General features: G+C 56.6%; 21 protein-coding genes. 9 read left to right on the top strand and 12 right to left on the bottom strand.

The window, feature by feature from the left end; all coding sequences use genetic code 11:
• The first annotated feature begins 182 nt into the window (after window positions 1-182).
• Complete coding sequence (locus LKE08_RS25335) at window positions 183-932, top strand: Uma2 family endonuclease (protein ID WP_324707062.1); 750 nt, start codon at window positions 183-185, stop codon at window positions 930-932.
• A 162-nt stretch (window positions 933-1094) separates the two neighbouring features.
• Here the strand turns inward: LKE08_RS25335 and kaiC are convergent, their stop codons facing one another.
• The 3 genes from kaiC to LKE08_RS25320 are packed head-to-tail and all read right to left on the bottom strand — an operon-like array spanning window position 1095 to window position 3832.
• Window positions 1095-2621: a circadian clock protein KaiC gene (gene kaiC, locus LKE08_RS25330; protein WP_324707061.1), complete on the bottom strand. Its 1527-nt coding sequence runs from the start codon at window positions 2619-2621 to the stop codon at window positions 1095-1097.
• 30 nt (window positions 2622-2651) lie between these two features.
• The gene (locus LKE08_RS25325) at window positions 2652-2945 is read right to left on the bottom strand and encodes a circadian clock KaiB family protein (RefSeq protein ID WP_324707060.1); all 294 of its coding nucleotides are present in this window, start codon (window positions 2943-2945) and stop codon (window positions 2652-2654) included.
• 2 nt (window positions 2946-2947) lie between these two features.
• Window positions 2948-3832: a response regulator gene (locus LKE08_RS25320; protein ID WP_324707059.1), complete on the bottom strand. Its 885-nt coding sequence runs from the start codon at window positions 3830-3832 to the stop codon at window positions 2948-2950.
• Window positions 3833-4115: 283 nt separating this feature from the next.
• On the opposite strand from LKE08_RS25320, the gene LKE08_RS25315 reads away from it, so the two are divergent.
• A complete protein-coding gene (locus LKE08_RS25315; protein ID WP_324707058.1) occupies window positions 4116-4256 on the top strand; it encodes a hypothetical protein in 141 nt (46 codons plus the stop codon).
• Between the two features lie 122 nt (window positions 4257-4378).
• Here the strand turns inward: LKE08_RS25315 and LKE08_RS25310 are convergent, their stop codons facing one another.
• Both LKE08_RS25310 and LKE08_RS25305 read right to left on the bottom strand, forming a co-directional pair.
• On the bottom strand, window positions 4379-5194 hold the full coding sequence (locus tag LKE08_RS25310) for an SDR family NAD(P)-dependent oxidoreductase (RefSeq protein WP_324707057.1): 816 nt from the start codon (window positions 5192-5194) through the stop codon (window positions 4379-4381).
• Window positions 5195-5649: 455 nt separating this feature from the next.
• A complete protein-coding gene (locus tag LKE08_RS25305; protein WP_324707056.1) occupies window positions 5650-5829 on the bottom strand; it encodes a hypothetical protein in 180 nt (59 codons plus the stop codon).
• Window positions 5830-5959: 130 nt separating this feature from the next.
• On the opposite strand from LKE08_RS25305, the gene LKE08_RS25300 reads away from it, so the two are divergent.
• Both LKE08_RS25300 and LKE08_RS25295 read left to right on the top strand, forming a co-directional pair.
• Window positions 5960-8389: a serine/threonine-protein kinase gene (locus LKE08_RS25300; protein WP_324707055.1), complete on the top strand. Its 2430-nt coding sequence runs from the start codon at window positions 5960-5962 to the stop codon at window positions 8387-8389.
• Window positions 8390-8454: 65 nt separating this feature from the next.
• Complete coding sequence (locus tag LKE08_RS25295) at window positions 8455-9429, top strand: SGNH/GDSL hydrolase family protein (RefSeq protein ID WP_324707054.1); 975 nt, start codon at window positions 8455-8457, stop codon at window positions 9427-9429.
• 56 nt (window positions 9430-9485) lie between these two features.
• On the opposite strand, the gene LKE08_RS25290 is transcribed toward LKE08_RS25295, so the two are convergent.
• The 3 genes from LKE08_RS25290 to LKE08_RS25280 all read right to left on the bottom strand — a co-directional run bounded on the left by LKE08_RS25290 (window position 9486) and on the right by LKE08_RS25280 (window position 11127).
• A complete protein-coding gene (locus LKE08_RS25290) occupies window positions 9486-10100 on the bottom strand; it encodes a radical SAM protein (RefSeq protein ID WP_324707053.1) in 615 nt (204 codons plus the stop codon).
• The gene (locus tag LKE08_RS25285; protein WP_324707052.1) at window positions 10097-10450 is read right to left on the bottom strand and encodes a translation initiation factor; all 354 of its coding nucleotides are present in this window, start codon (window positions 10448-10450) and stop codon (window positions 10097-10099) included. The genes LKE08_RS25290 and LKE08_RS25285 overlap by 4 nt, the downstream gene beginning before the upstream one ends.
• A gap of 92 nt (window positions 10451-10542) precedes the next feature.
• Window positions 10543-11127, bottom strand: coding sequence for a pentapeptide repeat-containing protein (locus tag LKE08_RS25280; RefSeq protein WP_324707051.1), 585 nt, complete (start codon window positions 11125-11127; stop codon window positions 10543-10545).
• 406 nt (window positions 11128-11533) lie between these two features.
• Here LKE08_RS25280 and LKE08_RS25275 point away from each other — a divergent pair, with 406 nt between their 5' ends.
• A complete protein-coding gene (locus LKE08_RS25275; RefSeq protein ID WP_324707050.1) occupies window positions 11534-13762 on the top strand; it encodes a pentapeptide repeat-containing protein in 2229 nt (742 codons plus the stop codon).
• Between the two features lie 106 nt (window positions 13763-13868).
• On the opposite strand, the gene LKE08_RS25270 is transcribed toward LKE08_RS25275, so the two are convergent.
• The 3 genes from LKE08_RS25270 to pgeF all read right to left on the bottom strand — a co-directional run bounded on the left by LKE08_RS25270 (window position 13869) and on the right by pgeF (window position 16173).
• Window positions 13869-14462 carry a hypothetical protein gene (locus tag LKE08_RS25270; protein WP_324707049.1) on the bottom strand — a complete coding sequence of 198 codons (594 nt, stop codon included), beginning with the start codon at window positions 14460-14462 and terminating at the stop codon, window positions 13869-13871.
• Window positions 14463-14522: 60 nt separating this feature from the next.
• The gene (locus LKE08_RS25265; RefSeq protein ID WP_324707048.1) at window positions 14523-15131 is read right to left on the bottom strand and encodes a CPP1-like family protein; all 609 of its coding nucleotides are present in this window, start codon (window positions 15129-15131) and stop codon (window positions 14523-14525) included.
• Between the two features lie 250 nt (window positions 15132-15381).
• Window positions 15382-16173: a peptidoglycan editing factor PgeF gene (pgeF, locus tag LKE08_RS25260; RefSeq protein WP_324707047.1), complete on the bottom strand. Its 792-nt coding sequence runs from the start codon at window positions 16171-16173 to the stop codon at window positions 15382-15384.
• 127 nt (window positions 16174-16300) lie between these two features.
• On the opposite strand from pgeF, the gene LKE08_RS25255 reads away from it, so the two are divergent.
• Complete coding sequence (locus tag LKE08_RS25255; RefSeq protein WP_324707046.1) at window positions 16301-17125, top strand: biotin--[acetyl-CoA-carboxylase] ligase; 825 nt, start codon at window positions 16301-16303, stop codon at window positions 17123-17125.
• A 136-nt stretch (window positions 17126-17261) separates the two neighbouring features.
• Entirely contained in the window at window positions 17262-18896 is a 1635-nt protein-coding gene (locus LKE08_RS25250) for a peptidoglycan DD-metalloendopeptidase family protein (protein WP_324707045.1), read from the top strand.
• A 388-nt stretch (window positions 18897-19284) separates the two neighbouring features.
• Here the strand turns inward: LKE08_RS25250 and LKE08_RS25245 are convergent, their stop codons facing one another.
• Window positions 19285-19956 carry a riboflavin synthase gene (locus LKE08_RS25245; RefSeq protein ID WP_324707044.1) on the bottom strand — a complete coding sequence of 224 codons (672 nt, stop codon included), beginning with the start codon at window positions 19954-19956 and terminating at the stop codon, window positions 19285-19287.
• Window positions 19957-20447: 491 nt separating this feature from the next.
• Between LKE08_RS25245 and LKE08_RS25240 the strand changes: the two genes are divergently transcribed.
• Window positions 20448-20954 carry a bifunctional nuclease family protein gene (locus LKE08_RS25240; RefSeq protein WP_324707043.1) on the top strand — a complete coding sequence of 169 codons (507 nt, stop codon included), beginning with the start codon at window positions 20448-20450 and terminating at the stop codon, window positions 20952-20954.
• Between the two features lie 68 nt (window positions 20955-21022).
• Window positions 21023-22147, top strand: a complete 1125-nt coding sequence (locus tag LKE08_RS25235) for an aldo/keto reductase (protein ID WP_324707042.1) — start codon at window positions 21023-21025, stop codon at window positions 22145-22147.
• Window positions 22148-22427: the final 280 nt, after the last annotated feature.

Here is a 22427-nt window from a genome sequence, read left to right as displayed (position 1 = left end):
TGACGTGAAACATTAAGAATACAATTGTAATACACAAATGTGCGATCGTGGGGAATCCTGCGGGATGAGTTTCCCCTCCCCCAAGCGCCGGGCACTCGAAATCCGGTATTACGGAGGCCGAAAAAGACCGCTTTATCGCGGAAGCGTATGTCAAACTATAGGATATCGCACGGGAGGATATTATGGCGATCGCCCCAGATTTAGAAATACTCCAAAATGAAACCGAGTGGGAAGACATCGAAACTCCCCCCGGAGATTTAGAAAGTAAGGAGCCGCCCTTGGAAAGTTATCTGCACCTGCAACAGTTATTGCTGTTGATGAAATGTTTGGACTGGCTGTGGCAAGACCGAAACGATTATTTTGCTGCCGGAAATCTGACGATTTATTACAGTCCGAATCGGCAAAAAACCGAGAATTTCCGGGGGCCGGATTTCTTCGTGGTGTTGGACACAGAACGCAAACCCCGTAAAAGTTGGGTGGTGTGGGAGGAAGGGGGAAAATATCCCAACGTGATTGTGGAATTGTTGTCGGATTCGACGGCCAATCAAGACCGCACCACCAAAAAAGAAATTTATCAAGATATATTCCGCACCCCGGAATATTTTTGGTTTTCTCCGGACACGTTGGAGTTGAAGGGATTTGGATTAACATTGGGTCAATATCAAAACCTACAACCCAACGAACGAGGATTACTTTGGAGTGAACAGCTACAACTTTTTCTGGGTGTTTATGAACAGAAACTGAGATTTTTTGACTCAGAAGGTCAGTTAATTCCAACTCCCGAAGAAGCGGCAAAAACTGCGGAACAGCGAGCCTTTGCAGCAGAGGAAAAAGCCCAGAAAACCGAGGAACAATTGGAAGCAGAACGGCAACGCAGCGATCGCTTGATGGCGAAGTTGCGCGAATTAAACATCGATCCGGATACACTGTAATTTAAAATTTGATCGAACAATCCGACGGGCAACCCGAGACGGTTGCCCCCACGGGGGACGGTTAAACGAGCGGATCTGATATAACTCCCCAATTCTCTTGAGAGAATTTTCGCTATAAGAAAAGGGAATTGATTCCCAAGCGGTACTATCGAGATTTGATATTCACGTCATCTCGCCGCCTCCCTCAAACAAACTGCTGAGGCGATCGACCTCACTTTGGGCGACATACATCGGCGTGCCCGCCAAAATCCCGGTCACGTTGCGGAAGGGCTTCCCGATGTGCATCCCCTTCCCGTCGATGGAGAACTCGCGGATGTCCTTGTCGTGCATCGATCCCCGCATTTTCAAAACGGTGATTCCCCGCCGCATTTCCCCGTACATTTCCACATAGCGAAGCAAAATGATCGAATCGGTAATCGTCGAAATGTGCGCTTCCGTGATCGACGTTCCCCCCATCAACGTGGGCGTTGTGGACGTAAATAAACCACCGACTTCCTGCTGTTTAATGAACGAAGTCAAGCCGATAATAAATTCCCGAAATCCCTTCAATGTCGAGACTCTTTCCAGGGCGGAAAGGCTATCGACCGCCACCCGGTTGGGGCGAAATTCTTTGATAATTTCCTTCATTTTAATCAGGTGATTTTCCAAACCCGTCGATTCCGGGTAGCGGCAGACCACCTTCAACATCTCCTCTTTTTCCGCCCGCTCGAAATCGACGCCCCAACCCACCGCATTGCGGTACAGTTGCTCCCGACTTTCTTCAAAAGCGAAAAGCAGACAGCGCTCCTCGTTGGCTACGCCGCCGGCCATAAATTCAGTCACCATCAGGGTTTTACCCGTCCCCGTTGCCCCGGACACCAAGATGATGGAATCCCGGAAAAAGCCGCCGCCGCACATCCGATCGAGTTCGATGCTGCCGGAAGTGATGCGGATGTTGGACGATCGCTGTTCGAGTTCGATCGCGGACAGGGAAATGATCACCACCCCCTGGCCCGGGACGATGGTAAACGGAAATTCCCCCTTCTGGTGGTCCGTCCCCCGATATTTGAGGATCTCGATCGTCCGCCGCCGCTTTTCGTCCGAGAGCACGTTCCGCAGCAAAACCACGTTGTCGGCGACGAACTCCTCCACGCCGTAGCGGCTAATTTCCCCGTACTCCTCCGTGCGTTCGGCCGTCATGATCGCCGTGACTTCCAACTCCCGCAGGGCCGAGGCGATCCGGAACAAGTCGCTGCGGACCTGGGCGGTGTCGGCGAGGTGGCTGAAAATCGCCCCCAGGGAATCCATCGACACCCGCTTGGCCTTGTACTTGCGGATGGCGAACTCGATCCGGGCCAGCAGCGCCCCCAGGTCGTATTCCCCCGTCACCATCGGCTTTTCGCCCGGTTGGGGGGAGGCGTCCACGAACACCCACAACTTCTTCGCCTCCCACTCCTCGATATTCCAGCCGAACCCGCGCATATTTCGGCGGATGGCCTTGGGGGGTTCCTCGAAGGTGATGAAAACCCCGGGTTCGCCCCGGCGGATGCCCTCCACGAGAAACTGGCAGGCGAAAACGGTTTTGGCACTGCCGGCGGTCCCGGCGATCAATGTCGCCCGTTCCTGGGGGAGTCCCCCGTCGGCCAAAAAGTCGAATCCCGGAATGCCCGTCTCCAATTTTTCAATAAAATCTTCGCTGTAATCATTCATGAATCGATCGCTCGCAAGTGTAGTGGTCTGTTATCCGTCAACGTCTTCCTCTTGGGGCACCAAATCGAGTCCCAACAGAACTTTGTCGGTGTTGGACATATCGCCGATGATCCGCTGGATCGGCTGGGGCAACTGTTTGATCAAAGTCGGCGTGACGAGGATTTTTTCATTTTCCGCCAATTCCGGCTGTTCCAAGACATCGATAATCTTTAATTCATATTGATCCGTCAATTCGTGGTCGCAAATTCGGATCAGATTAGCGATCGCCCGCTGGGATTTCAGGGTATTTCCCGTGATGTAGAGCTTGAGTAAGTATTTGTTCATCCTTAGCTCAGATCCTCGTAATTTTTGGAAACATTCAGTTTACTCAAACCGATAAAATATTTTCGATAAAACGATGTCAGATATCCCATCAATTCCAAAACCATCAACCGTCCCTCCACCACATAAGCCTGGGTTTTGACCACATTAGTATTTCGGGTTTTCTGTTTCAAAGCCTGGGTATGAATTTCGACCACATCCCGGGGTCCGGCTTTCAGAAACCCCAACTGTTCCGCCAGGGAGCGGAGATGATCCGAAATATTATGTTCGACTTTATAGGCCCGCTGTTCCAACGCCAACTCCAGCAATTTTCCATATTTTTCGACCATTTCTGAAAAGATGTCGGGGACAGCCTCCCGCAAAGGAGCTAGGCCGAACAATTTGGCGGTGACGTTGGTTTTAATCGAGTCGGCGAGGTGGGCGAGTCCCTGAAATTCCAATTCTTGAAACTGCTGCCACTGATTTTGTTCCAAAATTTTCAACTGTTGCTGGCCCTCGATCGCCAACCGAATGCTGTACAATAATAAACTACTATCGATCTGATCTTTGACCAAGTAACCCTGGGAACCCAACTGCATCGCCCGCACCCTCACCGTTTCGTCTTTGTCGGCCGTCAAAATGACGACCGGGATTTGGGAAACCACTTGTTTGAACTCGATCAACGTTTCGATTCCCCGGTGGTCGGGCAAGTCGAGGGAAAACAACACCAGGTCGAAGGATTGACCGTCGAGCAGTTCCAGGCCGGCGGAAAGTTCGGGAGCATCCGTCAACTCGAAAGACATTCCCCGAGTAATTGAGGACGAACTGGCCCCGGAAAGCAGTTGGCGGACTCGTTCCCGATCGCCCGGGCGATCTTCGATCAATAAAATTTTATAGGTTTCATCCTGCATGGGGTCTCGGCTCTCATGTTTCTGACAAGGGGGATGCTCCAATTTGGAAAAAAATCTTTAATTTTTCAGGGCTGAATCTTCGCCTCATGTTACAGTTTACTACTGTTTGCCATCGGGCGATCGCCAACTCAGCGATCGGCGAATCTTTCAGAAGTGACGGTTAACTTCGGTCGTTTGCCCCCAAAAATTGAGCGCGGTTCGATTGATAAAGAACTGTAACATCTTGCCATCTCAAATATCCACAGTTCCGCTAAAATTAAACCTAGAGTTGGAATCAGTATCTATGCCATCAGACTTAGATCGGGGAATTATGAAGTTCAAGGGAGCGGACAGCCCCGCCGCAGTGATTCTTTCCTCGCTGCTGGTGTTGGGCAGTATCGGCCTCCTGATTGGATGGGCCCTACAGACGGCCTACTCCTTTTGATCCGGACTCGGGACGGGCCGATCACCCCCGAGTTCGGATAACTTCCATAAAACGCGAGGGCTTGCCGCGCCAGGGATTCTGGCATGACAAGCCCGATTTTTATGGGGCGGCCCCCCTGGCTCCTAAAACCCCCCGGCCCGTCGCCATGCGGGGGATTTGTCAGATTTTCCCGACAGGGGGGAAGCCATTTTCAGCACCTTGTCGAGCAACCCGGGGGCGATGCGGCTGCACAATATGGCGAGGTGGCTCTGCCAGCCGACCACGATCTCGGCGGAGTCCTTCCGCAGTCCCAGGAGCAGTTCTTGGGCGACCTGTTCGGGGGTCATGGGAACCACCCAGCGGAACAATTTCAGGCCCCGGGTCATGTCAGTGTCGGTGAGGGTGGGGAGCAGGGCCATCACCCGGATGTTGTGGTCGGCCAGCTCTCCCCGCAGGGCTTGGGTGAAGCCGAGGATGGCGAATTTGGTGGCCGAGTAGGTGGACATGGTGGGGGCGGCGATTTTGCCCATCACACTGGAGACGTTGACGATGGTGCCGCGCTTTTGGGTCGCCATGCGGCGGGCAACGGCGCGGGTGACGGTGTAAAGTCCCATCAGGTTCAGGGAGAGTTCTTCCTGGACGTCCGGAAGTTTGGACTGCAAGAAGGGGGTCTGGTGGGCGACTCCGGCGCAGTTGATCAGCAAGTCGATGGGCCCGTAGGAGCGCCATGCCCGGACGATCGCCATATTAACTTCGGCGGGTTTCCGCAAGTCTAGGGCGAGGGTGACGACTTCGACATCCATCGCCGTCAGTTCGGCCGCGAGTTCCGCCAATTTTTGGCGATCGCGGGCCACCAACAATAGGCGACGGGCGCCGTTGCGGGCCAACTCCCAGGCGATCGCTCGCCCGATGCCACGGGAAGCCCCGGTAATCAGAGCTGTAATGCCTTTGATATCCATAAAATACCTCCTGTGTGGAGTTCACCCCAGGGAAGCCGAGAGCCAGCGAATTCAATCGCACGGCTCGCTATCCGAAATGGCGGTGAAACGAAGCGTAGTGTTTTCGTCAGTGATGGATGGGACTCAATTGGAGCGTCTTCAATGGTTCCGAAGGGAAACCCAAATTCCTAAATTCTGGGTTGAGCAGTCTGGAGAAAGGGCGATGGCTCTATCTCCGGCAAACAAGTCGAGAAGGGCTGACCCGGGTCGCTGGGAGACAATCTTCAATCAGACCTGAACTCAGTCGATCGCCGACGAGAGGTCAAATACGGCAGTAGCGTAGAACATGGCTCATACGTCTCCTTTTTACGAGCGTTCACTCATACGCACACTTTAGCAACGGGATCAAGTTTGTGCAACAATTTTTAATAAAAAACCTTTGACATTTTTTAACAAATCCCGAAACCGTTTCCTTGTCAGGCTTTTGAGGCGATCGCCCGCTCCGAATTTCGCCCCGGGGAGCGAGTCCCCCGCCCCGAAAATCCGCACTCGGCGGCGGGGGGCGATCGCACAAACCCCCGCCCCCTTTCCAATCGAACCCACCCGAACCGAACCCGGCCCGTCCCGTCAAAAATGAGAAGATGAGAAAATGGCATAATCAAGCACAGTGGAGTTGAGGTCTGACTTGAGAGCGATCGCCGCGACGGAGAAGACACCATCCCGCAACCCAGATAGCAAACTCTTTTCACGCCCGTCCCCCATCCCCCATTCCCCATTCCCCGCAATATGACTGACCAGCTTTTAGACGGACGCTATCAAATTGTCGAAGTGATCGAATCGGGGGAATTCGGCAGCACCAGTTTGGCGAAAGACACCCGGCGTCCCGGCGAGTCCCTCTGCTTCGTCAAGCATTTGCGACTGTTCGCCGAAGATCCCCAACTGGTCAACCTTGCCCGCCGCCGGTTCCAGCAGGAAGCCCAGGTGTTGGAGCGACTCTCCCAACACGACCAAATTCCGCAACTGCTGGCCTATTTTGAAGAAAACCAGGAATTTTACCTCGTCGAGTCCTACGTCTGCGGCCACTCCCTCAACGACGAGATCTTACCCGGCCAGCCCCTGCCGGAGGAGCGGGTCATCGCCATCGTCAAAGAAGTTCTGGAAATTCTCGGCTACGTCCACGGCCAGGGGGTGATCCACCGGGACATCAAACCGGGGAATCTGATCCGGCGGGACTCGGACGGCAAGTTGATGCTGCTGGACTTCGGGGCGGTGAAAGAAATCAGCTTCAGCCAGAACAACAACCCCCCCACGGGCCGGATCGGGACGATGGAATATATGCCGGTCGAACAGTTCGAGTGCGACCCCCACCTCAACAGCGACATCTACGCCCTCGGGACGATCGCCATCCAAGCGTTGACCGGACTCCCCCCCTACGAATTGCGGAAACTGCGGGAAAACCACCACGGCAACCCCGGGGAATTGGTCTGGCGGCATTTGGCGATCGTCAGTTCCGAATTCGGGGACATCGTGGATCGGATGGTCGAGGCCGACTACCGGCGGCGGTATCAGTCGGCGGAGGCGGTGTTGGCGGACCTGGAAAAAATCGGCCAGCGGTGGCTTCGCGATCGCACCCCGGCAAACCTGCAAAAATTGGAAACCTACCGGGACGAGGTGAAACGCTGCGCCGACCACCGGGGGGACATTTCGGTGGTCGGACAGCAAATTTTGGAGGAATTGCGGCAGAATTTGGAACTGACCGAGGAGGAGGCGGAGGCGGTCGAAGATGAAATTCTCAACCCCTACCGCAAATATCGCCAGAAGGGGGAACGCTACGAACGGGCTCTGGCGGCGGCGGTGCAGCAGCAATATCCGTTCAGCGAGGAAACCCGGTCCGAACTCGATCGCCTGCAACAGATGTTGGGCATTTCGGACGAAGATGTGGCCCTGATCGAGAGCCACATCCTGCCCCGCACCTGGCTGGACGGGATCTCGGCTTGGCTGGGGATCGACCGGCGCCGGAAACGGTCGCGACTCCCTGCGAAACCGGCATCCGGGTCCCGCCCTCCCGTTTATTTTTGGTTCGTCCTGGCGGCGATTTCCCTGGCGATCGCGATCCTGGCCTTCGTGTTTTACGAGTATCAAAAGTGGAGGCAGGGACAGGTCGCCCGGGAACGGCAGGAACGACTCGAGGGGGAACAGGTGCGGCAGATCGGCGGTCTGCTGGCGGCGGAAAATTACGAGGAGTGCATCGCCCGGGCCAAGGCGGTGCCTAAGTCTTCCAGCCAGTACGTCGAAGCTCAAGACTTGCTGCGGCAGTGCCAGGGGGTGGTCTACTGGAAAAATGCGTCGGCGACGGCGTTGGCGGACCATACGGCGGCGGTGGAGTCGGTGTCTGTCAGTCCCGACGGACGGACGGTCGCCAGCGCTTCCCGGGACAATACTATCAAGCTGTGGAATTTGGAAACCGGGGAGGTGGCGGAGACGCTGTTGGGCGACACCTCGGCTATCCTCGCCGTGGATTTTAGTTCCGACGGGACGGAGTTGGCGTCGGGGACGGAGTTTTGGCGGGTTTTGGAGTGGAATTTGCAAACCGGGGAGTTGTATTCGCCCCTGGAGCACGCCGGTCCGATTTTTGCGGTGGAAATTAGTCCGAATAATAAGGCGATCGCCACGGGGAGCGCGGACACGACGGTGCGGGTGTGGGATCGGAAGACGGGGCAGATTCTCTATAATGATCTCGCCCACACGGATACGGTGTATTCGGTGGCCTTCAGTCCCAACGGTCGCTGGTTGGCCAGCGGTTCGGCCGATCGCACGGTCAATGTCGTCGATTTGGAGATGTCGCAGTTGCGGTATCAGTTGCGGGGGCACGAGGGGGCGGTGCGGTCCGTGGCTATTACGCCGGACGGAAAACAGGTGGTGAGCGGCAGTGCGGACAATACGATTAAACTTTGGAATTTGCGATCGGGGGAAGAGGTGAGGACGTTGACGGGTCATCGGGGGGAGGTTTTGGCGGTGGCGGTGAGTGCCGACGGGCGACAAATCGCCAGCGGCAGCCGCGATCGCACCGTGAAAATTTGGGACGTTCAAACCGGGGAATTGCTCAATACTTTAACCGATGCCACGGCGCCGGTGAATTCTCTCCAATTCGCGATCGACGGTCAGACGTTGGTGGGGGGGGATGAGGATGGAACGGTTTGGATTTGGCGGCGGTAGGGGGGGCGCATTTTCCAGATGACCCCATCTCAAATTCGGACAAGTTAAATCGGAGATTCATCAAAATGAAACGCTCGAAACTCATCGGGTTAATGGGGTCCGCATTTGTGGCGATCGTCGCGGCGGAAATCCTGTTACGATTCGTCTTGGGGCTGGGAAATCCCGTCCTCTTTCAGGCCGATCCGAAAACCGGATATCGCTTTAAACCCGATCAAAATATCACCCGATTTTTCAGGCGGGTGCAATACAACCAGTATTCTCAAAGATCCGAACCGACCACTTCAGAAAAACCGCCCGATACCTTTCGGATCTTGATGACCGGCGATTCCATTTTGAACGGCCGAAATTCCGTCGATCAATCCGAGACGATTTCGGAATTTCTGGAACGTCAGTTGGCCGACCAAGACAATCAAAAGATCGAAGTTTTGAATGCGTCCGCCGGGTCGTGGGGGATCGGAAACCAATTGGGATATTTGCTCCAATTCGGTTTATTTGAAAGCGACCTGTTGATCGTGGAAATTGGGAGCCACGATTTGACGCAACCGACCCGTACCGGCGAGCCCGTCGGACGAGACCCCAACTTTCCCGATCGCAAACCCCGGTCGGCTTTATCAGAAGCCTGGAATCGCTACTTGTGGCCGCGATTGGCACCTCAATCCAATTCGACTCCCGCCGATGCCGAACCGCCGACGCGATCGGAGTTGGATGCCCAGTTTCAGGACAATTTGACCAGTTTACAAACCATTGTCGAGTTGGCAGAGCGCGAAGATATTCCGGCGGTCGTCATCTTGATCCCGGAACTCCGGGAGTTGACCGATCCGGCTTACACATTTCCCCGCAAATCCGATTTTTTGAAACAGTTAAACGGGATGAATGTTCCGGTTATCGACTTTTATCGGGTGTGGTCGGGCCGTTCTCCGGAACTCCTCGAAAGCTATTTCGATGACGGCTTGCATTTGACTCCCGCAGGAAATCGGGCGATCGCCGATGAAATTGCCGAAAAATTGGCGGCGACCGATGACTGGCAACCTCAAAAATAATATCATGTATAGCAATTAGCAGTCAGTTTTCAGCAATTCGATACACCCTTTTTCCGTCACTCCACCCCGATATACTTGTGCAACTGAACCGACAGCCGATAGCGGGGAAACCGTCTCAACAACTCCAACACCAGCGGCAAGGTGCGATCGCGCCGGGTCCACTCCGGCTGCAAAAACACCGGAATCTCGCCCAATTCAACCAAATGCGATCGGTAATACGCCAACTCCTCCCCCGTCTCGATCACCAACTTCACCTCATCCGCCCGATCCCACATCTGCGACACCACCGGATAGCGGGGGCTGACGTGTTCTTTCGGACTCAGCGTCACCCAAGTCGAAGCCGGAACCGCCTGCCAAAACGCCCCCGACGTCTCAATTGATACCCGCCGCCCCGTCTCTTCCACCGCCTCCACCAAATCCGGCAATTGCGGATAAATAAACGGTTCGCCGCCCGAAATCACCACCCGGGGCGATCGCAACTCCGCCAACAACTCCTCAAACCGCCGCACCCGCCGGGGCAACCCCTTCCCCCCGTCCGCATATCCCGTATCGCACCACGGACACCCCACCGGACACCCCGCCAAGCGGATAAAATCCACCGGAGTCCCCGCCCAGTAGCCCTCGCCCTGGACCGTTTCCTGAAACGTTTCGTGAATGGGAATTTCCGTCATCCGCCGCTTTTTTTGGCCTTGTATCCCAATTTCGTCAGCACCTCCACCAGCTTTTGGGTGTGGTCGCCCTGAATTTCCAGGGTCTGGTCTTTCACTGTCCCCCCCGTGCCGCACTGACTTTTCAGTTGTTTGAGCAACTTCGCCAGAGTTTCCGAACTGCATTGAAACCCGGAAATCACCGTCACAGTTTTCCCCCCTCGCCCCTTGCGGGTGGCTTGCACCCGCACGTTTTGCTGGTTCGGGGGCAACTCCGGAGTCCCCCGTTCCGTCGCCTCCGACCGGGAGGAATTGCCGAACTCCGAGTAAACCGTGCGGTGCTGACTCGAAGACTTTCGTTTGGATGCAGCCATAGTAATCGTCTCAATCTCAATTCGACAGGCAGGGAGCGGAGGAAATAGAGGAAACAGAGGCACTCTGCTTTCCATTCCCGACTCCCGACTCCCTACTCCCGACTCCCGACTTTAGAATTGACCTCCGCAGTCGGAGCCGCGTCAAAAATAGCGCCCTGTTCCTTCAATTCCAGGATGCGAGCCGGAGTCAGACCGATAATCTGAGTGAGTTTGGCATTCTGCAATAGTGCCCCGGCAAAGTTCGCCCCCTTCAGGTTCGCCCCCTGAAATTTGGCGTGGCTGAGGGCCGCGTCCACCAATTCCGCCCGCATCAGGTTCGCTCGGGTCAGGTCGGCGTAGCTGAGGTTGGCGTGGGTGAGGATAGCCCCGCTCAGGTCCGCCCCGCTCAGGTCGGCCCCGCTCAGGTCGGCGCCCGTCAGGTCGGCGCGGGTGAGGTTGGCCCCGCTCAGGTCCGCTCCACTCAAGTTAGCACAGTAGAGGTTCGCCCCGATCAAGGTGGAATTGAACAAACTCACCCCCAGGAGGTTGGCCCGAAACAGGTTGGCCCGGAATAGGTTAGCCCGGAACAGGTTAGCCCCGCTGAGATTGACATTGCTCAATTCGGCCCGAAATAGGTCCGTATCCCGGAAGTTGCGCTCTCCGGCCGCGTAGCGATTTAAGAGTTCTTCTGCATTCATGGCGGTTTCCTCGGCGGTTACAGTGGATTTACCGCAATTGTGCCAAAGTTGTCGGAAGAGGGGGCAAAACTTTAGTTTAATTTAAAAATATGGCGATCGCGGCCGACCGACCGGTTTTTTTGACACATTTTAAACCGACGATTTGGAAAAATTAACGGTTGCGAAACTGCGGAAAATCGGCTTTGAAAATTTGTGGCTGGAGTCCTTATAATTGGAGAAATAAACCCCCGTTTGGGGCGGTAACGGGGTGGGATGGAGGGGGTCGTAAACGGGCGATCGCATCCGGGATCGTGGCGGGTCAATTGACACCGACGATTTTATTTGATAAGCTATAGTGTAACCTGTTCGTCATTTCATTTTCAAACACCAGATCATGACCAAAGGGTGTACCGCCGAGAATTCGACAATGGATTCTTCTGGAAACCTATTCTCTCCTCAAAGTCCGGAAGGATTGGAGGAAATCGTCTGCGATTTTTGGATCGAAATTGTCAAAAATTGGGATGCCGAGGCAGTTCTGAAAGAATTTTTTGCGACCTTTTGGAATGGGGACAGTAGTTGTGATCCCGTCAATCGCGCCCTGCAGTTTTACCTGAGAGATGAACAAGGCGCTTTTAACCTGCTGCTCAAGCGCAGTTTTTACATCCTGATCAACAACTGGTATATCAACCGCAATTATCAGGCGGCGGAGACGTTACTCAAACAAATAGAGACGGCCCCGGAGGACGAATACGAAATCATCGACCCGCAACTGGGGCAGCTCCGGAACCGGGTTCGAGACTTTCTCAAGGGTTCCGACTATCAGGATATCCGCCACTGCGCCTTCCAACACGGTCAGGGCTGGAGCAGCCGTTACAGGAGCTATTTATTAGTGCCCCAGTACATGAACCCGAAAAACTCGCCGGAACAGCAGGAGGTAGCGCGAAAACTCTCCAAACAGCTCCGGGAGCAGTACAAATTCGATCTCGCCATGTACATCGCGCGATCGCACGTCAGCAGCCCATCCGTCCGTCCGGTTCAAAATCCCACCCAACTCGGCGACGCCGTTCTCGAACTCCTCAAAAAAACCATTTCCACCCAGCGCATTTACAGCTACACCCACCAGGCGGAACTGTTTCTCAAAGCCACCGCCAATGTCAGCTACTGGAACTTCAAAACCGCCTTACCCGAGTACCTCGCGCTGCATCAGGGGGAACAGTATCCCATCAAAATATTGCGGGAAAAAATCTCCGAAAAACTCGACCAGATCTATCCAAACTACGACGAAAACCCCCTCGATAAAAGCTTAAAAATTCGCACCTGCAACCGGCTGATCGAATTTTTGACCACGGAAGATGGACGCCATCCATCTTTTATTTTTAACTTGATGATGGGTCGTGGCAGCGCCCTCACCCTGGCGATCCTGCTGTTGAAACTGATTTTACTCTGCCATTCCTCCCGCACCCACTTGGAGCTAAAAATCTCCCGACTGATCCAGTTTTATCAAAAACACGAAGAAGAGCGCTGTCGCCACTTCATCCTCTTCCTGGAAATCTTCAACCTCGTCTTCACCATTTTCACCGAAAACGTCCAGTACCACCTCGTCAAGATCGACCGGGACGAAGTGTCCGGGCCGCTGATCGACGACCTGAGCGCCTACCGCCTGTTCTGTCAGTTGAAAGGACCGGACCTGCGCCGGGTCAACTTCAAACAGGTCAATTTGAGAAGCCTGGATCTCAAGGGGGCTGACCTGCGGGGGACGGATCTGGCTGCGATCGATTTGAGCGAACTCGACCTGCGGCTGGCCAACCTGGAAGGGGCCGACCTGCACGGGGCCACGTTAAATGGGGCGCAGTTATTCATCGTCAATTTGAAAGGCGCCAACCTCTCGGAAGCCCGCCTCCTCGACGCCAACTTGGGGCGGGCCGACTTGCGGCGGGCCAATTTGACCCGCGCCCACCTCGCCGGCGCCCACCTCCACCGCACCGATTTGAGGGAGGCCAATTGTTATGAAGCGGCCCTGGAGTCAACCAACTTAGAAAACGCCGACCTCGAAGGGGCCGACTTCCAGTTTGCGAATCTGGAACGGGCCTGCCTGACCCGGGCGAAGTTGCAAAACGCCAATTTGCGGGGGGCCAAGCTGCGGGGCGCCGATTTGCGGGGGGTGAATTTGCAAGGTGCGGACCTGAGCGACGCGGACCTGACGGAAGTGGATCTGACGGCCGCCGACCTTCGGGGGGCGAAGTTGTATCGGGTGCGGCTCGATCGCGCCAATTTGAGCCGGGGGAGGTTCCAGAACAGCAATTTCTCCCGGGCCCGACTCAACGAGGCGATCCTGGACGGGGGGAACTTCTGCGGTGCGAAGTTGTTTGCCACCCAATGCCGCTACGCCTCCCTGCGGGAGGCCGACCTCACCCGGGCCGACCTGCAGCGGAGCGACTTGACCCGGGCGAATTTGGCCGATGCCAACCTCACCGAAACCCATCTGATGGAGACCGCCATCCGCCACACCCAACTCGCTCGGGCGAACCTGTCCGGCGCGAATTTGCGGCAGGCCAATCTCTTCGGCAGCAACATCACCGAGGCGACGGTGGCGGGGGCGAAATTTGGCAACAATTCCGGCCTGTCGGAAGAAACCCGAAAGTGGCTGAATTTGTGAGTGGGGAATGGGGAATGGGGAATGGGGAATAGGGTGTAGGGTGTAGGGTGTAGGGTGTAGGGTGTAGGGTGTAGGGTGTAGGGACACAGAAGCTTCCTCCGCTTCCTCACTGCTCCGGGATGCCGTCGAAGGGTTTAAAATCCCGGAGGCGAAACCCGCCGGACTTGAGTTGCACGTCGCAGGAGAGGGGGGCCGTCTGGAAATCGCAGGAATAATAGCCCAACAGCTCACCCGAGGGGCCGCACACGCGCAGGTCATATCCGTAGTCCCGGGCGGCGTCGGCAAAATGGTTGACGAATACGTATTGGTCGAGATAGCTTTTTTGATTCCAGGACGGGCGATCGACGACCAAGGTCACGAATCGCTCCAGGTAGACGTCGGGGAGGAGGCGGGTCAACTTCTCTTCCACGAACCAATGTTTGAGGGTTTTCCCCCCGTAGCGCTCCTGGGCTAACCAAAGGTTGGGGATGCTCAGTCCCGTCTGGGAGAGGGGGGGATTCGGCAGGACGGCGTTATCCGGAAAACAGGGTTTGGCACTTTTGGCGATGTTGAGGTTGGGGGACGGCACGCTCTGCGATCGCACGGGGACACTCCACCCCCCGACGGCCGCGAGGCAACCAAGGAGCAGCGACCCCGCCCTGAGTCCCGGAGACTGGCGCCGACGGGGAAAAGCCGTGACCACCCGAGGCACAAAGCCCATCGGTCGGGGGCAAAAAAAGAAATTGAATCGTCCGGAAACCGCCACAGTCGGACCGGTGTCCTACCGCAGGAAGGCGCTCGTCAACCAGAGGACGATGAGCGTCACCAGCGTGATAAATCGCTCCACCGAGATGGCACCGGCTATCGAAGTGAGGGCACTTCCCAGGATCAGGCCCAAAATCAACCCGCCCACCGTCAACAGGACGGCTCGGCCGAACTTGTTCTCTTTGCGGTTGAGGAAATAGAGGGCACCGGCCACTCCCAGGGCGAGGGGAAGTTGCAGCAGGGACACGTTCATCCCCGGGTACAGGCTCACAGCGCCCAGGCCCAGGTAAATGAGCGAAGGCCAGAGCAACTCTGAACGGCTCGGGGTGTCGAGCAGTTGGGTGAGCCAGGTGGTCTTGGGACTACTTTGGGCTTTGACTTCTTTCGGTGGGGCTTTGGCAGTGGGTTCGGGGGGGAAACGGATGCCTTCGGGAACTTTAATTTTCCCCTCCTGGCGCATTTTGAGACGGTCCATGAGAATCGCATCGTAGGCGGCTTCGATGGATTCTAGAACCCGGCGCTCGCCGCTGTACTGTTGTCTGAGGCGATCGCGGGCATCCTGGATTTCGTCAAAGGATGCATCGATCGCGACCCCAAGCTGTTCATAGGGACTTTGCTCGCTCATCGCACTTTATCAACTGCAATCTAGTCTCTTTTGTCAGCCCGCCCCTCGTTGCCGGACAATCGAGGGTGGGTTTCAAGTTTCGCAAGCCATCCCTCCACTGACCGAGATCAACGGTGGTTGGGCTTTGGGTTTTTACATTATACTTGGCTGCGCCGCGATCGGGGCGTCCCCCAATCTCCGGGAAAGGGGGTGACGCCCGACTTTTGGGGCACACGCTTAAAGCTTAACTCAATCTCCGTCGGAAGTGGGGCTATCCGGGGGATGAATTGACGATTCCCGACCACTGGACGGACTTGAGGCGATCGCGCCGGTAGGAAAAAAACAACTCCGGCTGGCTGTAGGTGCAGTGGGAGGAGACGGCCACCTGATCCGGACCCAACCCCAGGCGTTCCAGTTGCAGGGCGTTGAACCGGCGGACGTCCGCCCGGGCGCGGTCGGGTTCCGGGTCCGGCAGCAGGGGCGGGTTCGGCAGGTGGTAGAGGGGGTCCCAAATCTCCGCCAGGGAAGTCGCCGTGTCGGTGAGCAGCAGGGTAGCCGCCAATTGCACCGCCACGTCCTTCGACACCTGATAAACCTTGCCCGAAATCGCCGGACCCATCGCCACCCGCAGATCGGGGATCTGGCTCCCCTGCTGTTTAAATTGTGCGATCGCCTCCGGTAAAATTTTGGCGGCGGTCCCCCGCCACCCGGCGTGCACGGCCGCCACCCGCCCCGTCACCCCGTCCCCGATCAGCACCGGCACGCAGTCCGCGCTGGCCACCCAGACGGATTCCAGGGGTTTGTGGCTCAGTAGGCCGTCGGCCTCGGCGAGGGGGGTTTCGGCCCCGGAAGAGAGGGGAGCCACCTGGGTGGTCTTCAACACTTCGTTGCCGTGAACCTGTCTGGTGCGGTAAGCCGGGGCACCCGGTTGCAGGACTTCCACCAGATCGGCCGGGGAGCCCGGGCCGAAGTGTCTCGAAAAAAAACCGTGTCGCCACGGGCTTAAAATACTACAGGTCAGGTAGGGCAATCCCTGCCACTCCTGCCAAGTCCAGATGTGCATGGGGGATGTCGGTCTCGCCAGTCAGCCCTTCCCATGTTAGATCAGATTCGATTTTTGACCGCCAGTCTGGGTTTCAAGCCTCGCCCTTTCAGGGCGACTTGATTCCCCATTCCCCATTCCCGAGTCTATGAACCGCGATCGCATCCTCGCCGCCTTACAAACCTTGCAAACGAGCGCTTCCGATTCTTTACATCCCGTCAATATTTTAACGTTCGATACCCTCGCTTCCACCAATCAAACCCTGTGGGAACTCCTCGCCTCGGGGGCGCCGCCGGGAACCGCCGTCATCGCGGCCCGACAGACGGCGGGGCGGGGCCAGTGGGGGCGGCGGTGGGAGTCCGACCCGGGGGGGCTGTATCTGTCCCACGCCGTCGCCCCGGACATCCCGGCGGGGGAGCAGGCCGGGTTGACCCAGTGTAGCGCCTGGGGGATCGCCGTGGCATTGCGCGATCGCGGGATTCCCGTCGTTCTCAAATGGCCCAACGACCTGCTCCTGACAGAACGGAAATTGGGTGGTATCCTGACAGAAACAAAAGTTAAAAATGGGCGCATCAATCAAGCCGTCATCGGCGTCGGCTTGAACTGGAGCAACCCCGTCCCCCCCACGGGCATCAACCTTGAGGATTTTTTCACCGACCATCCGACATCGCCGGGGGTCAACTCCGTCGAACTGTTAGCCGCCCTCGTCCTGTGGGGCATTCAACTGGGGTTCCGGCAATGGAGACAACTCGGAACGGATGGGTTCGGGTCTGCTTACCGGAAACTGCTCGGCGACATCGGACGTCGGGTCATGGCGGGCGGACGGCCCGGGACGGTCGTCGGCGTGACGGCCGCGGGGGAATTGAGGGTGCGACTCGAAGCCGATCGCCCCGGGACGATCGGGTCGGAAATTGCTCTGGCTCCCGGTACAATAAGACTCGGCTACGGCGACAACGCCGAAGCTCGGCAATAGAAAACAGCCGACAGGCAACGGAACAAGCTTTTCAATCGGCGATCGGGCGGCGATTGCTGCCGTCGAACCGGCTCTCCCCTTCAGACGGACTGATTTTTTTCAAACCTGCCCAATTTATCTTCCTGGTTGTGAGGAAATGACCGAATCCAATTACTCTAATCCCAATTTGACACCCGAAAACCGTGCCGTCTCGTCGAACCGCCTTCCCCGGCGTTCCCTGGCGCTGGGATTGAGCTTCCTGGGGGTACTCGGTGCGATCGCCAACCGAGCGATCGCCTACGAAGAATTTTCCATCCCCCTCGATACCGGGGCATCCGAACCCGCGACCACCTACACCCCTGAGCCGGAACCCGCCAAAACCTGGGAACCGGCCCCCCAGGAATCCTATATGGAACCGGAACCCTACTACGAACCGGCCCCCCAGGAATCCTATGTGGAACCGGAACCCTACTACGAACCGGCCCCCCAGGAATCCTATGTGGAACCGGAACCCTACTACGAACCCCCGGTTCAGGAATCCTACGCGGAACCGGAACCCTACTACGAACCCCCGGCCGTTGACAATTCCGGTTACTCCATCACACCGCCAGAAAAACCCATCGAGCTGCCACAGAAGCAGTTCGCCTCACCAGAGCCCGCACCCAATGCCAATTTAAATAACGCGGCCGGGAGTCCCGCCAATAGCTTCATCGACCCCACCGACTACAGCATCGGGGCAACCGACAGTTACCAGGCCCCCGACGCGGTAATTTTCTCCGATCGCTCCACGGGATGCCAAACCGCTGTCGGAGTGGGCGAAAACGTTTCCGGACTGTGCGCCCCCCCCGCCACTCCCCCCGCCTACCAAGCCGACGGCAAACCCATCTACGCCACCGGGGGGCCTGGAACCTCCGGGGCACCTGGCGCGATCGGTCGCACCGGGGGAATCGGCCGGACCGGGGGAACCCAACCCACCTATGGCGGCGGCCATTCCACCTGGCAACAATATCCAGCCGCCGCCAATAGCGGTTGGACCGGGGATTATTCCTACCAAGTTCCGGTGGCGGGATTAGGACCCGTTCCCGTCGGCCCGGTGAGCTTCAGTTCCATGACCAACTCCGGCATGGCCTACTACAACCGCACCATGCGTCCCCCCAAAGTCCCCGGCAACGGAGATACCAGCCTGCTGTTCCCCCTCAGCATCCCCGCCCCGATCACATCTTTATTCGGCTGGCGGCAGCACCCCATTTTGGGTTCGGGCCGCTTCCACACCGGCATCGACTTCGGGGCGGACACCGGCACCCCCGTCGTCGCCTCCTATTCCGGCCAAGTGACCCTAGCCGACTGGCTGGGAGGATACGGGTTGTCGGTGGTGCTCAACCACGAGCAGAAATCCAAAGAAACCCTCTACGCTCACCTGTCGGAATTATTCGTCAAACCCGGAGAATTTGTCAGTCAGGGGGACGTGATCGGACGGGTGGGCAATACGGGCCTGTCCACCGGACCGCACCTGCACTTTGAATTGCGGAAATTGACCGATCAGGGCTGGGTGGCCCTCGATCCGAAATTGGAGGTCGAATTCGCCCTCTCCCAACTGATCAACACCCTGCGAGTCACCGAAGTGCCCTCGGATGACTTTATCGCCACCCTCCCGGAAAAAACGATGAGCCTGGAAACCGGCTTGCCCCAACTCCCCCCCCTCCCACCGGGAATGGATATCGTCGTCCCCAATATCGAGCCCCCGACTCTCAATTTTGGGTTCAAAGAGAATGTGGAAAAAGCCCAGCAGTAGGCCCGGCCGTTTCATTTTCCGCAGAAAAATGGCAGGGGGAGCGGAGGGGGCGACCGGGAGCAGGGAGAGCAGGGGGAGCAGAGGGAGATGTTTCGGAATGACCCGGTATTTTTGACCGAAAAAAACCCTTGTCCCTGTCTCCCATAAACGGTTTTCCTCGTCATCTTCGACAATCTTTAGCCGAGAATGAAACAGCCCTGCAGCAGTGGGTATAGCGCTGCGCGCGGTCTTCGGCAGTCGGTATTAGGGAGTCGGGAACTGAAACTGCTTTTCTATAAGGGTTTGAAGATTTCCGATCCCATTTCAACTGTAACCACGCGAGCGCTCGTTGCTCTAAAAAAATAAATTAACAATTATTAATTGTTAATTATTAATTGTTAATTGTTAATTATCCAAACCCGTGTTCGGCGAGAAATTCGGGGGTGATGTCTGTGGGCGAACCGGGGTGGTTGCCGAGGAATTTGGCGACGTATTTGCCGAGGATGTCGGCTTCGAGGTTGACGGGACTGCCCGGTTGCAGGTGGCGGAGGTTGGTGGATTCGTAGCTGTGGGGGATGACAGCGACTTGAAACCAGCGGCCGCCGCGATCGCAATTCGCAATGGTTAGACTGACGCCATTGACGGCGATACTACCTTTGGGGACGAGATAGGGGGCGATCTGTTGATGCCAGAAGGGGGAGGTGCTCGGGGCGACGAAGCGCATTTCCCAGGAATTTCCGGTGGATACTGCGAAGTCCAAACAGCCGATCGCATCGACGTGGCCCGTCACGAAATGTCCCCCCAACTTGCTCCCGGCCCGCAGGGAGGTTTCCAAATTGGCGTAAGCTTGCAAATTTTCCCCCAACGTGGTACGGCTCAGGGTTTCGGGGGAGGCCGTCGCCACGAAGCCCTCCGGGAGGATTTCCACCACCGTCAGACACACCCCGTCCACGGCGACGCTATCGCCGATCGCCAGATCGGTCAAAATTGCATCTGAATCCCCCGCCGCGCAGGCAATCCCGAAGCGATCGTCCCCCAGGGGTTCGACGGTTCCCAAGGCTTGAATTAATCCGGTGAACATGGCATTTTTCCCGTATGCGATTAAAGTTTGATTAAGAAATATAGCGCTGTGCGAGCCGCGTAGTTAAACACCGGATGGGTGAGAATTCTCAATCCCCCGACTCCCTCATACCGACTCCCGTTTCTAGACCTTGTAACTACACGATCGCGCACTGCTATATTTTCCGAGCCACCCCCGTCGGGTGACGCGACCCCCAGCATCGATGCCCGTTTTGCCTTTGGTGAGCTAGAATCGCCCTTGATACCTTGTCAAATCCGGTCTATTTCCGCCTTGCCCGTTCTAGCTCCCCGCCGTTGTATGCCGGGACATCTCACGCCCTGCGATCGCCCCCCGCCCGCCGGCTACCGCCCCCACTCGATCCCCCCCTCTCAAGGAATTCGGGACAAATCCGCTGTCAATTCCAGTCGAAATCGAGGCATACTGGAAATCAGGATGTCTGTCTGCAGGTCTACCGAGTCGTTTGCTTACCGTATTTTATCGAGGCTGAACCGATGATTGAAATGAAAGTCGCCGGAATCGCACTAGATGCTACCACCCGCAGTCCCATCGTTTTGCTCAGGGACGCGACGGAGCGACGAGCCTTGCCCATCTTTATCGGTCAGGATCAAGCAAAATCCATAATTGGCGCCCTCGAAAATCATAAACCTCCCCGACCCCTCACTCACGATCTTTTCGTCAACTTCATCGAAACCTGGGATATGGTTCTGGAGCGGATCGTGATCCACTCCCTCCAAGACAATACATTCTATGCGGTCTTGGTCGTCCGTCAAGGAGAGATGAAAAAGGAGATCGACGCCCGTCCGTCCGATGCAATTTCCATTGCCCTCCGCACGGACAGCCCGATCTGGGTCATGGAAGAGGTGATCGCCGATGCTTCGATTCCCGTCGATCGCGATGCCGACGAAGCCGAACGGCGGGCGTTCCGAGAATTTGTCGCCAACCTCAGTCCCGAAGAACTGATTCGACGGGCTGATGTCCGCAAAGATGAAGCCCAATAGGCGGTGAAATCGTCCGATCCCCGTTCCGTCCCGGAGCGACAACCTGATCGCCCCATTCTTGGAGTCCCATGCATTACCGGCGGTTTGGCAAAACCAATTTGAACCTGTCCGTTTTTTCTCTGGGAACGATGCGGTTCTTGGCATCTCCCGAAAATGCCCGCAACACTTTGGAACGGGCTATTTTAATGGGGATCAACCACATCGAAACCGCCCAAGGCTACGGAAAGAGCGAAGAATACCTGGGTGCGGCTTTGAAGGCGGGTTTGCCCGCGGCCAGATCGCCACTTCACATCACCACCAAGATCCCCCCGACGCCCGATCCGGATACTTTAGAACGGGCGATCGACGATTCCCTGGCGCGGCTGAACCTGGATGTTCTGGACGGGTTGGCTATCCACGGCATCAATACCGCTGAACATCTCGAACGGGCGATCGCGGGAATGTCAGGTATTGATCGGGCGATCGCGGACGGACGGGTGCGGCACCTCGGCTTTTCCACCCACGCCCCCCTGGAGGTAATTTTAAACGCCATCCGAACCGATCGCTTCGAGTTTATCAACCTCCACTATTACTATTTTTTCCGACGCAACGCCCCCGCGATCGCCCGGGCCCACGAAAAGGATATGGGCATTTTCATTATTTCCCCGGCGGACAAGGGGGGACGACTCTACACCCCGCCCCCCAAACTGGCCGAACTCTGCCGCCCCTTTTCTCCCCTGGAACTCAACTATCGGTTTCTGTTGGGCGATCGTCGCATCGGAACCCTCAGCGTCGGACCCGCCAGCCCGCCAGAATTGGATTTACCGCTGCGGGTGTGCGACAGTGACCTCCCCCTCACGGATGCCGAACGAACCGCCTTAGAACGCCTGGAAACGGCTTTAGAAACGACGTTAGGAACCGACACCTGCCGACAGTGTTACGAATGTCTGCCCTGTCCGGAAGTGATCAATATCCCGGAAGTGTTGCGGCTGCGAAATCTGGCGATCGCCTACGATATGGTGGAATTCGGAAAATACCGCTACGGTATGTTTGAGAATGCCGGACATTGGTTTCCCGGAAGACGCGGCGATCGCTGTACGGACTGCGGCGACTGCCTGCCCCGATGCCCCGAAAATCTCGACATCCCCCGCCTGCTGCGGGACACCCACGAACGACTCGGGGGGCGAACCGGACGGCGGCTGTGGGAATCTTAATAAAGTCGGGAATCAATCAACAGTGTCATCTGTGAAATCCCATTCATCCGCGTTCGGAATGGGGAATGATATCAAGAACGAAAGCCCTAAAATCGACTATATATGTCGGCACACTTTCCCATTCTTTAATCATCGGTCAAGTCGGGGGATTTGTCAATCGGAAATCTTGAAAATTTGGGGGGATTTTGCGATCGCATTTTCCCCAACCCACAAAATTACCATTTTGTCAAGCCCCCCTCCCGGGGGACTCGGAAAATTGGTGCGTCGCAGTGTTTCGATT

Origin of the sequence: Lyngbya sp. CCY1209 (genome assembly GCF_035615495.1) — a bacterium.
Taxonomy (GTDB): domain Bacteria; phylum Cyanobacteriota; class Cyanobacteriia; order Cyanobacteriales; family Microcoleaceae; genus Limnospira.
The sequence above is the reverse complement of the archived record's forward strand: the minus strand, read 5'-3'. Positions and strand labels throughout refer to the sequence as shown.

Excerpts from the sequence above, each read along its gene's own strand:
- LKE08_RS25335 (WP_324707062.1), top strand. The coding sequence starts at position 183 with ATGGCGATCGCCCCAGATTTAGAAATACTCCAAAATGAAACCGAGTGG.
- kaiC (WP_324707061.1), bottom strand. The coding sequence starts at position 2,621 with ATGAATGATTACAGCGAAGATTTTATTGAAAAATTGGAGACGGGCATT.
- LKE08_RS25325 (WP_324707060.1), bottom strand. The coding sequence starts at position 2,945 with ATGAACAAATACTTACTCAAGCTCTACATCACGGGAAATACCCTGAAA.
- LKE08_RS25320 (WP_324707059.1), bottom strand. The coding sequence starts at position 3,832 with ATGCAGGATGAAACCTATAAAATTTTATTGATCGAAGATCGCCCGGGC.
- LKE08_RS25315 (WP_324707058.1), top strand. The coding sequence starts at position 4,116 with ATGCCATCAGACTTAGATCGGGGAATTATGAAGTTCAAGGGAGCGGAC.
- LKE08_RS25310 (WP_324707057.1), bottom strand. The coding sequence starts at position 5,194 with ATGGATATCAAAGGCATTACAGCTCTGATTACCGGGGCTTCCCGTGGC.
- LKE08_RS25305 (WP_324707056.1), bottom strand. The coding sequence starts at position 5,829 with ATGCCATTTTCTCATCTTCTCATTTTTGACGGGACGGGCCGGGTTCGG.
- LKE08_RS25300 (WP_324707055.1), top strand. The coding sequence starts at position 5,960 with ATGACTGACCAGCTTTTAGACGGACGCTATCAAATTGTCGAAGTGATC.
- LKE08_RS25295 (WP_324707054.1), top strand. The coding sequence starts at position 8,455 with ATGAAACGCTCGAAACTCATCGGGTTAATGGGGTCCGCATTTGTGGCG.
- LKE08_RS25290 (WP_324707053.1), bottom strand. The coding sequence starts at position 10,100 with ATGACGGAAATTCCCATTCACGAAACGTTTCAGGAAACGGTCCAGGGC.
- LKE08_RS25285 (WP_324707052.1), bottom strand. The coding sequence starts at position 10,450 with ATGGCTGCATCCAAACGAAAGTCTTCGAGTCAGCACCGCACGGTTTAC.
- LKE08_RS25280 (WP_324707051.1), bottom strand. The coding sequence starts at position 11,127 with ATGAATGCAGAAGAACTCTTAAATCGCTACGCGGCCGGAGAGCGCAAC.
- LKE08_RS25275 (WP_324707050.1), top strand. The coding sequence starts at position 11,534 with ATGGATTCTTCTGGAAACCTATTCTCTCCTCAAAGTCCGGAAGGATTG.
- LKE08_RS25270 (WP_324707049.1), bottom strand. The coding sequence starts at position 14,462 with ATGGGCTTTGTGCCTCGGGTGGTCACGGCTTTTCCCCGTCGGCGCCAG.
- LKE08_RS25265 (WP_324707048.1), bottom strand. The coding sequence starts at position 15,131 with ATGAGCGAGCAAAGTCCCTATGAACAGCTTGGGGTCGCGATCGATGCA.
- pgeF (WP_324707047.1), bottom strand. The coding sequence starts at position 16,173 with ATGCACATCTGGACTTGGCAGGAGTGGCAGGGATTGCCCTACCTGACC.
- LKE08_RS25255 (WP_324707046.1), top strand. The coding sequence starts at position 16,301 with ATGAACCGCGATCGCATCCTCGCCGCCTTACAAACCTTGCAAACGAGC.
- LKE08_RS25250 (WP_324707045.1), top strand. The coding sequence starts at position 17,262 with ATGACCGAATCCAATTACTCTAATCCCAATTTGACACCCGAAAACCGT.
- LKE08_RS25245 (WP_324707044.1), bottom strand. The coding sequence starts at position 19,956 with ATGTTCACCGGATTAATTCAAGCCTTGGGAACCGTCGAACCCCTGGGG.
- LKE08_RS25240 (WP_324707043.1), top strand. The coding sequence starts at position 20,448 with ATGATTGAAATGAAAGTCGCCGGAATCGCACTAGATGCTACCACCCGC.
- LKE08_RS25235 (WP_324707042.1), top strand. The coding sequence starts at position 21,023 with ATGCATTACCGGCGGTTTGGCAAAACCAATTTGAACCTGTCCGTTTTT.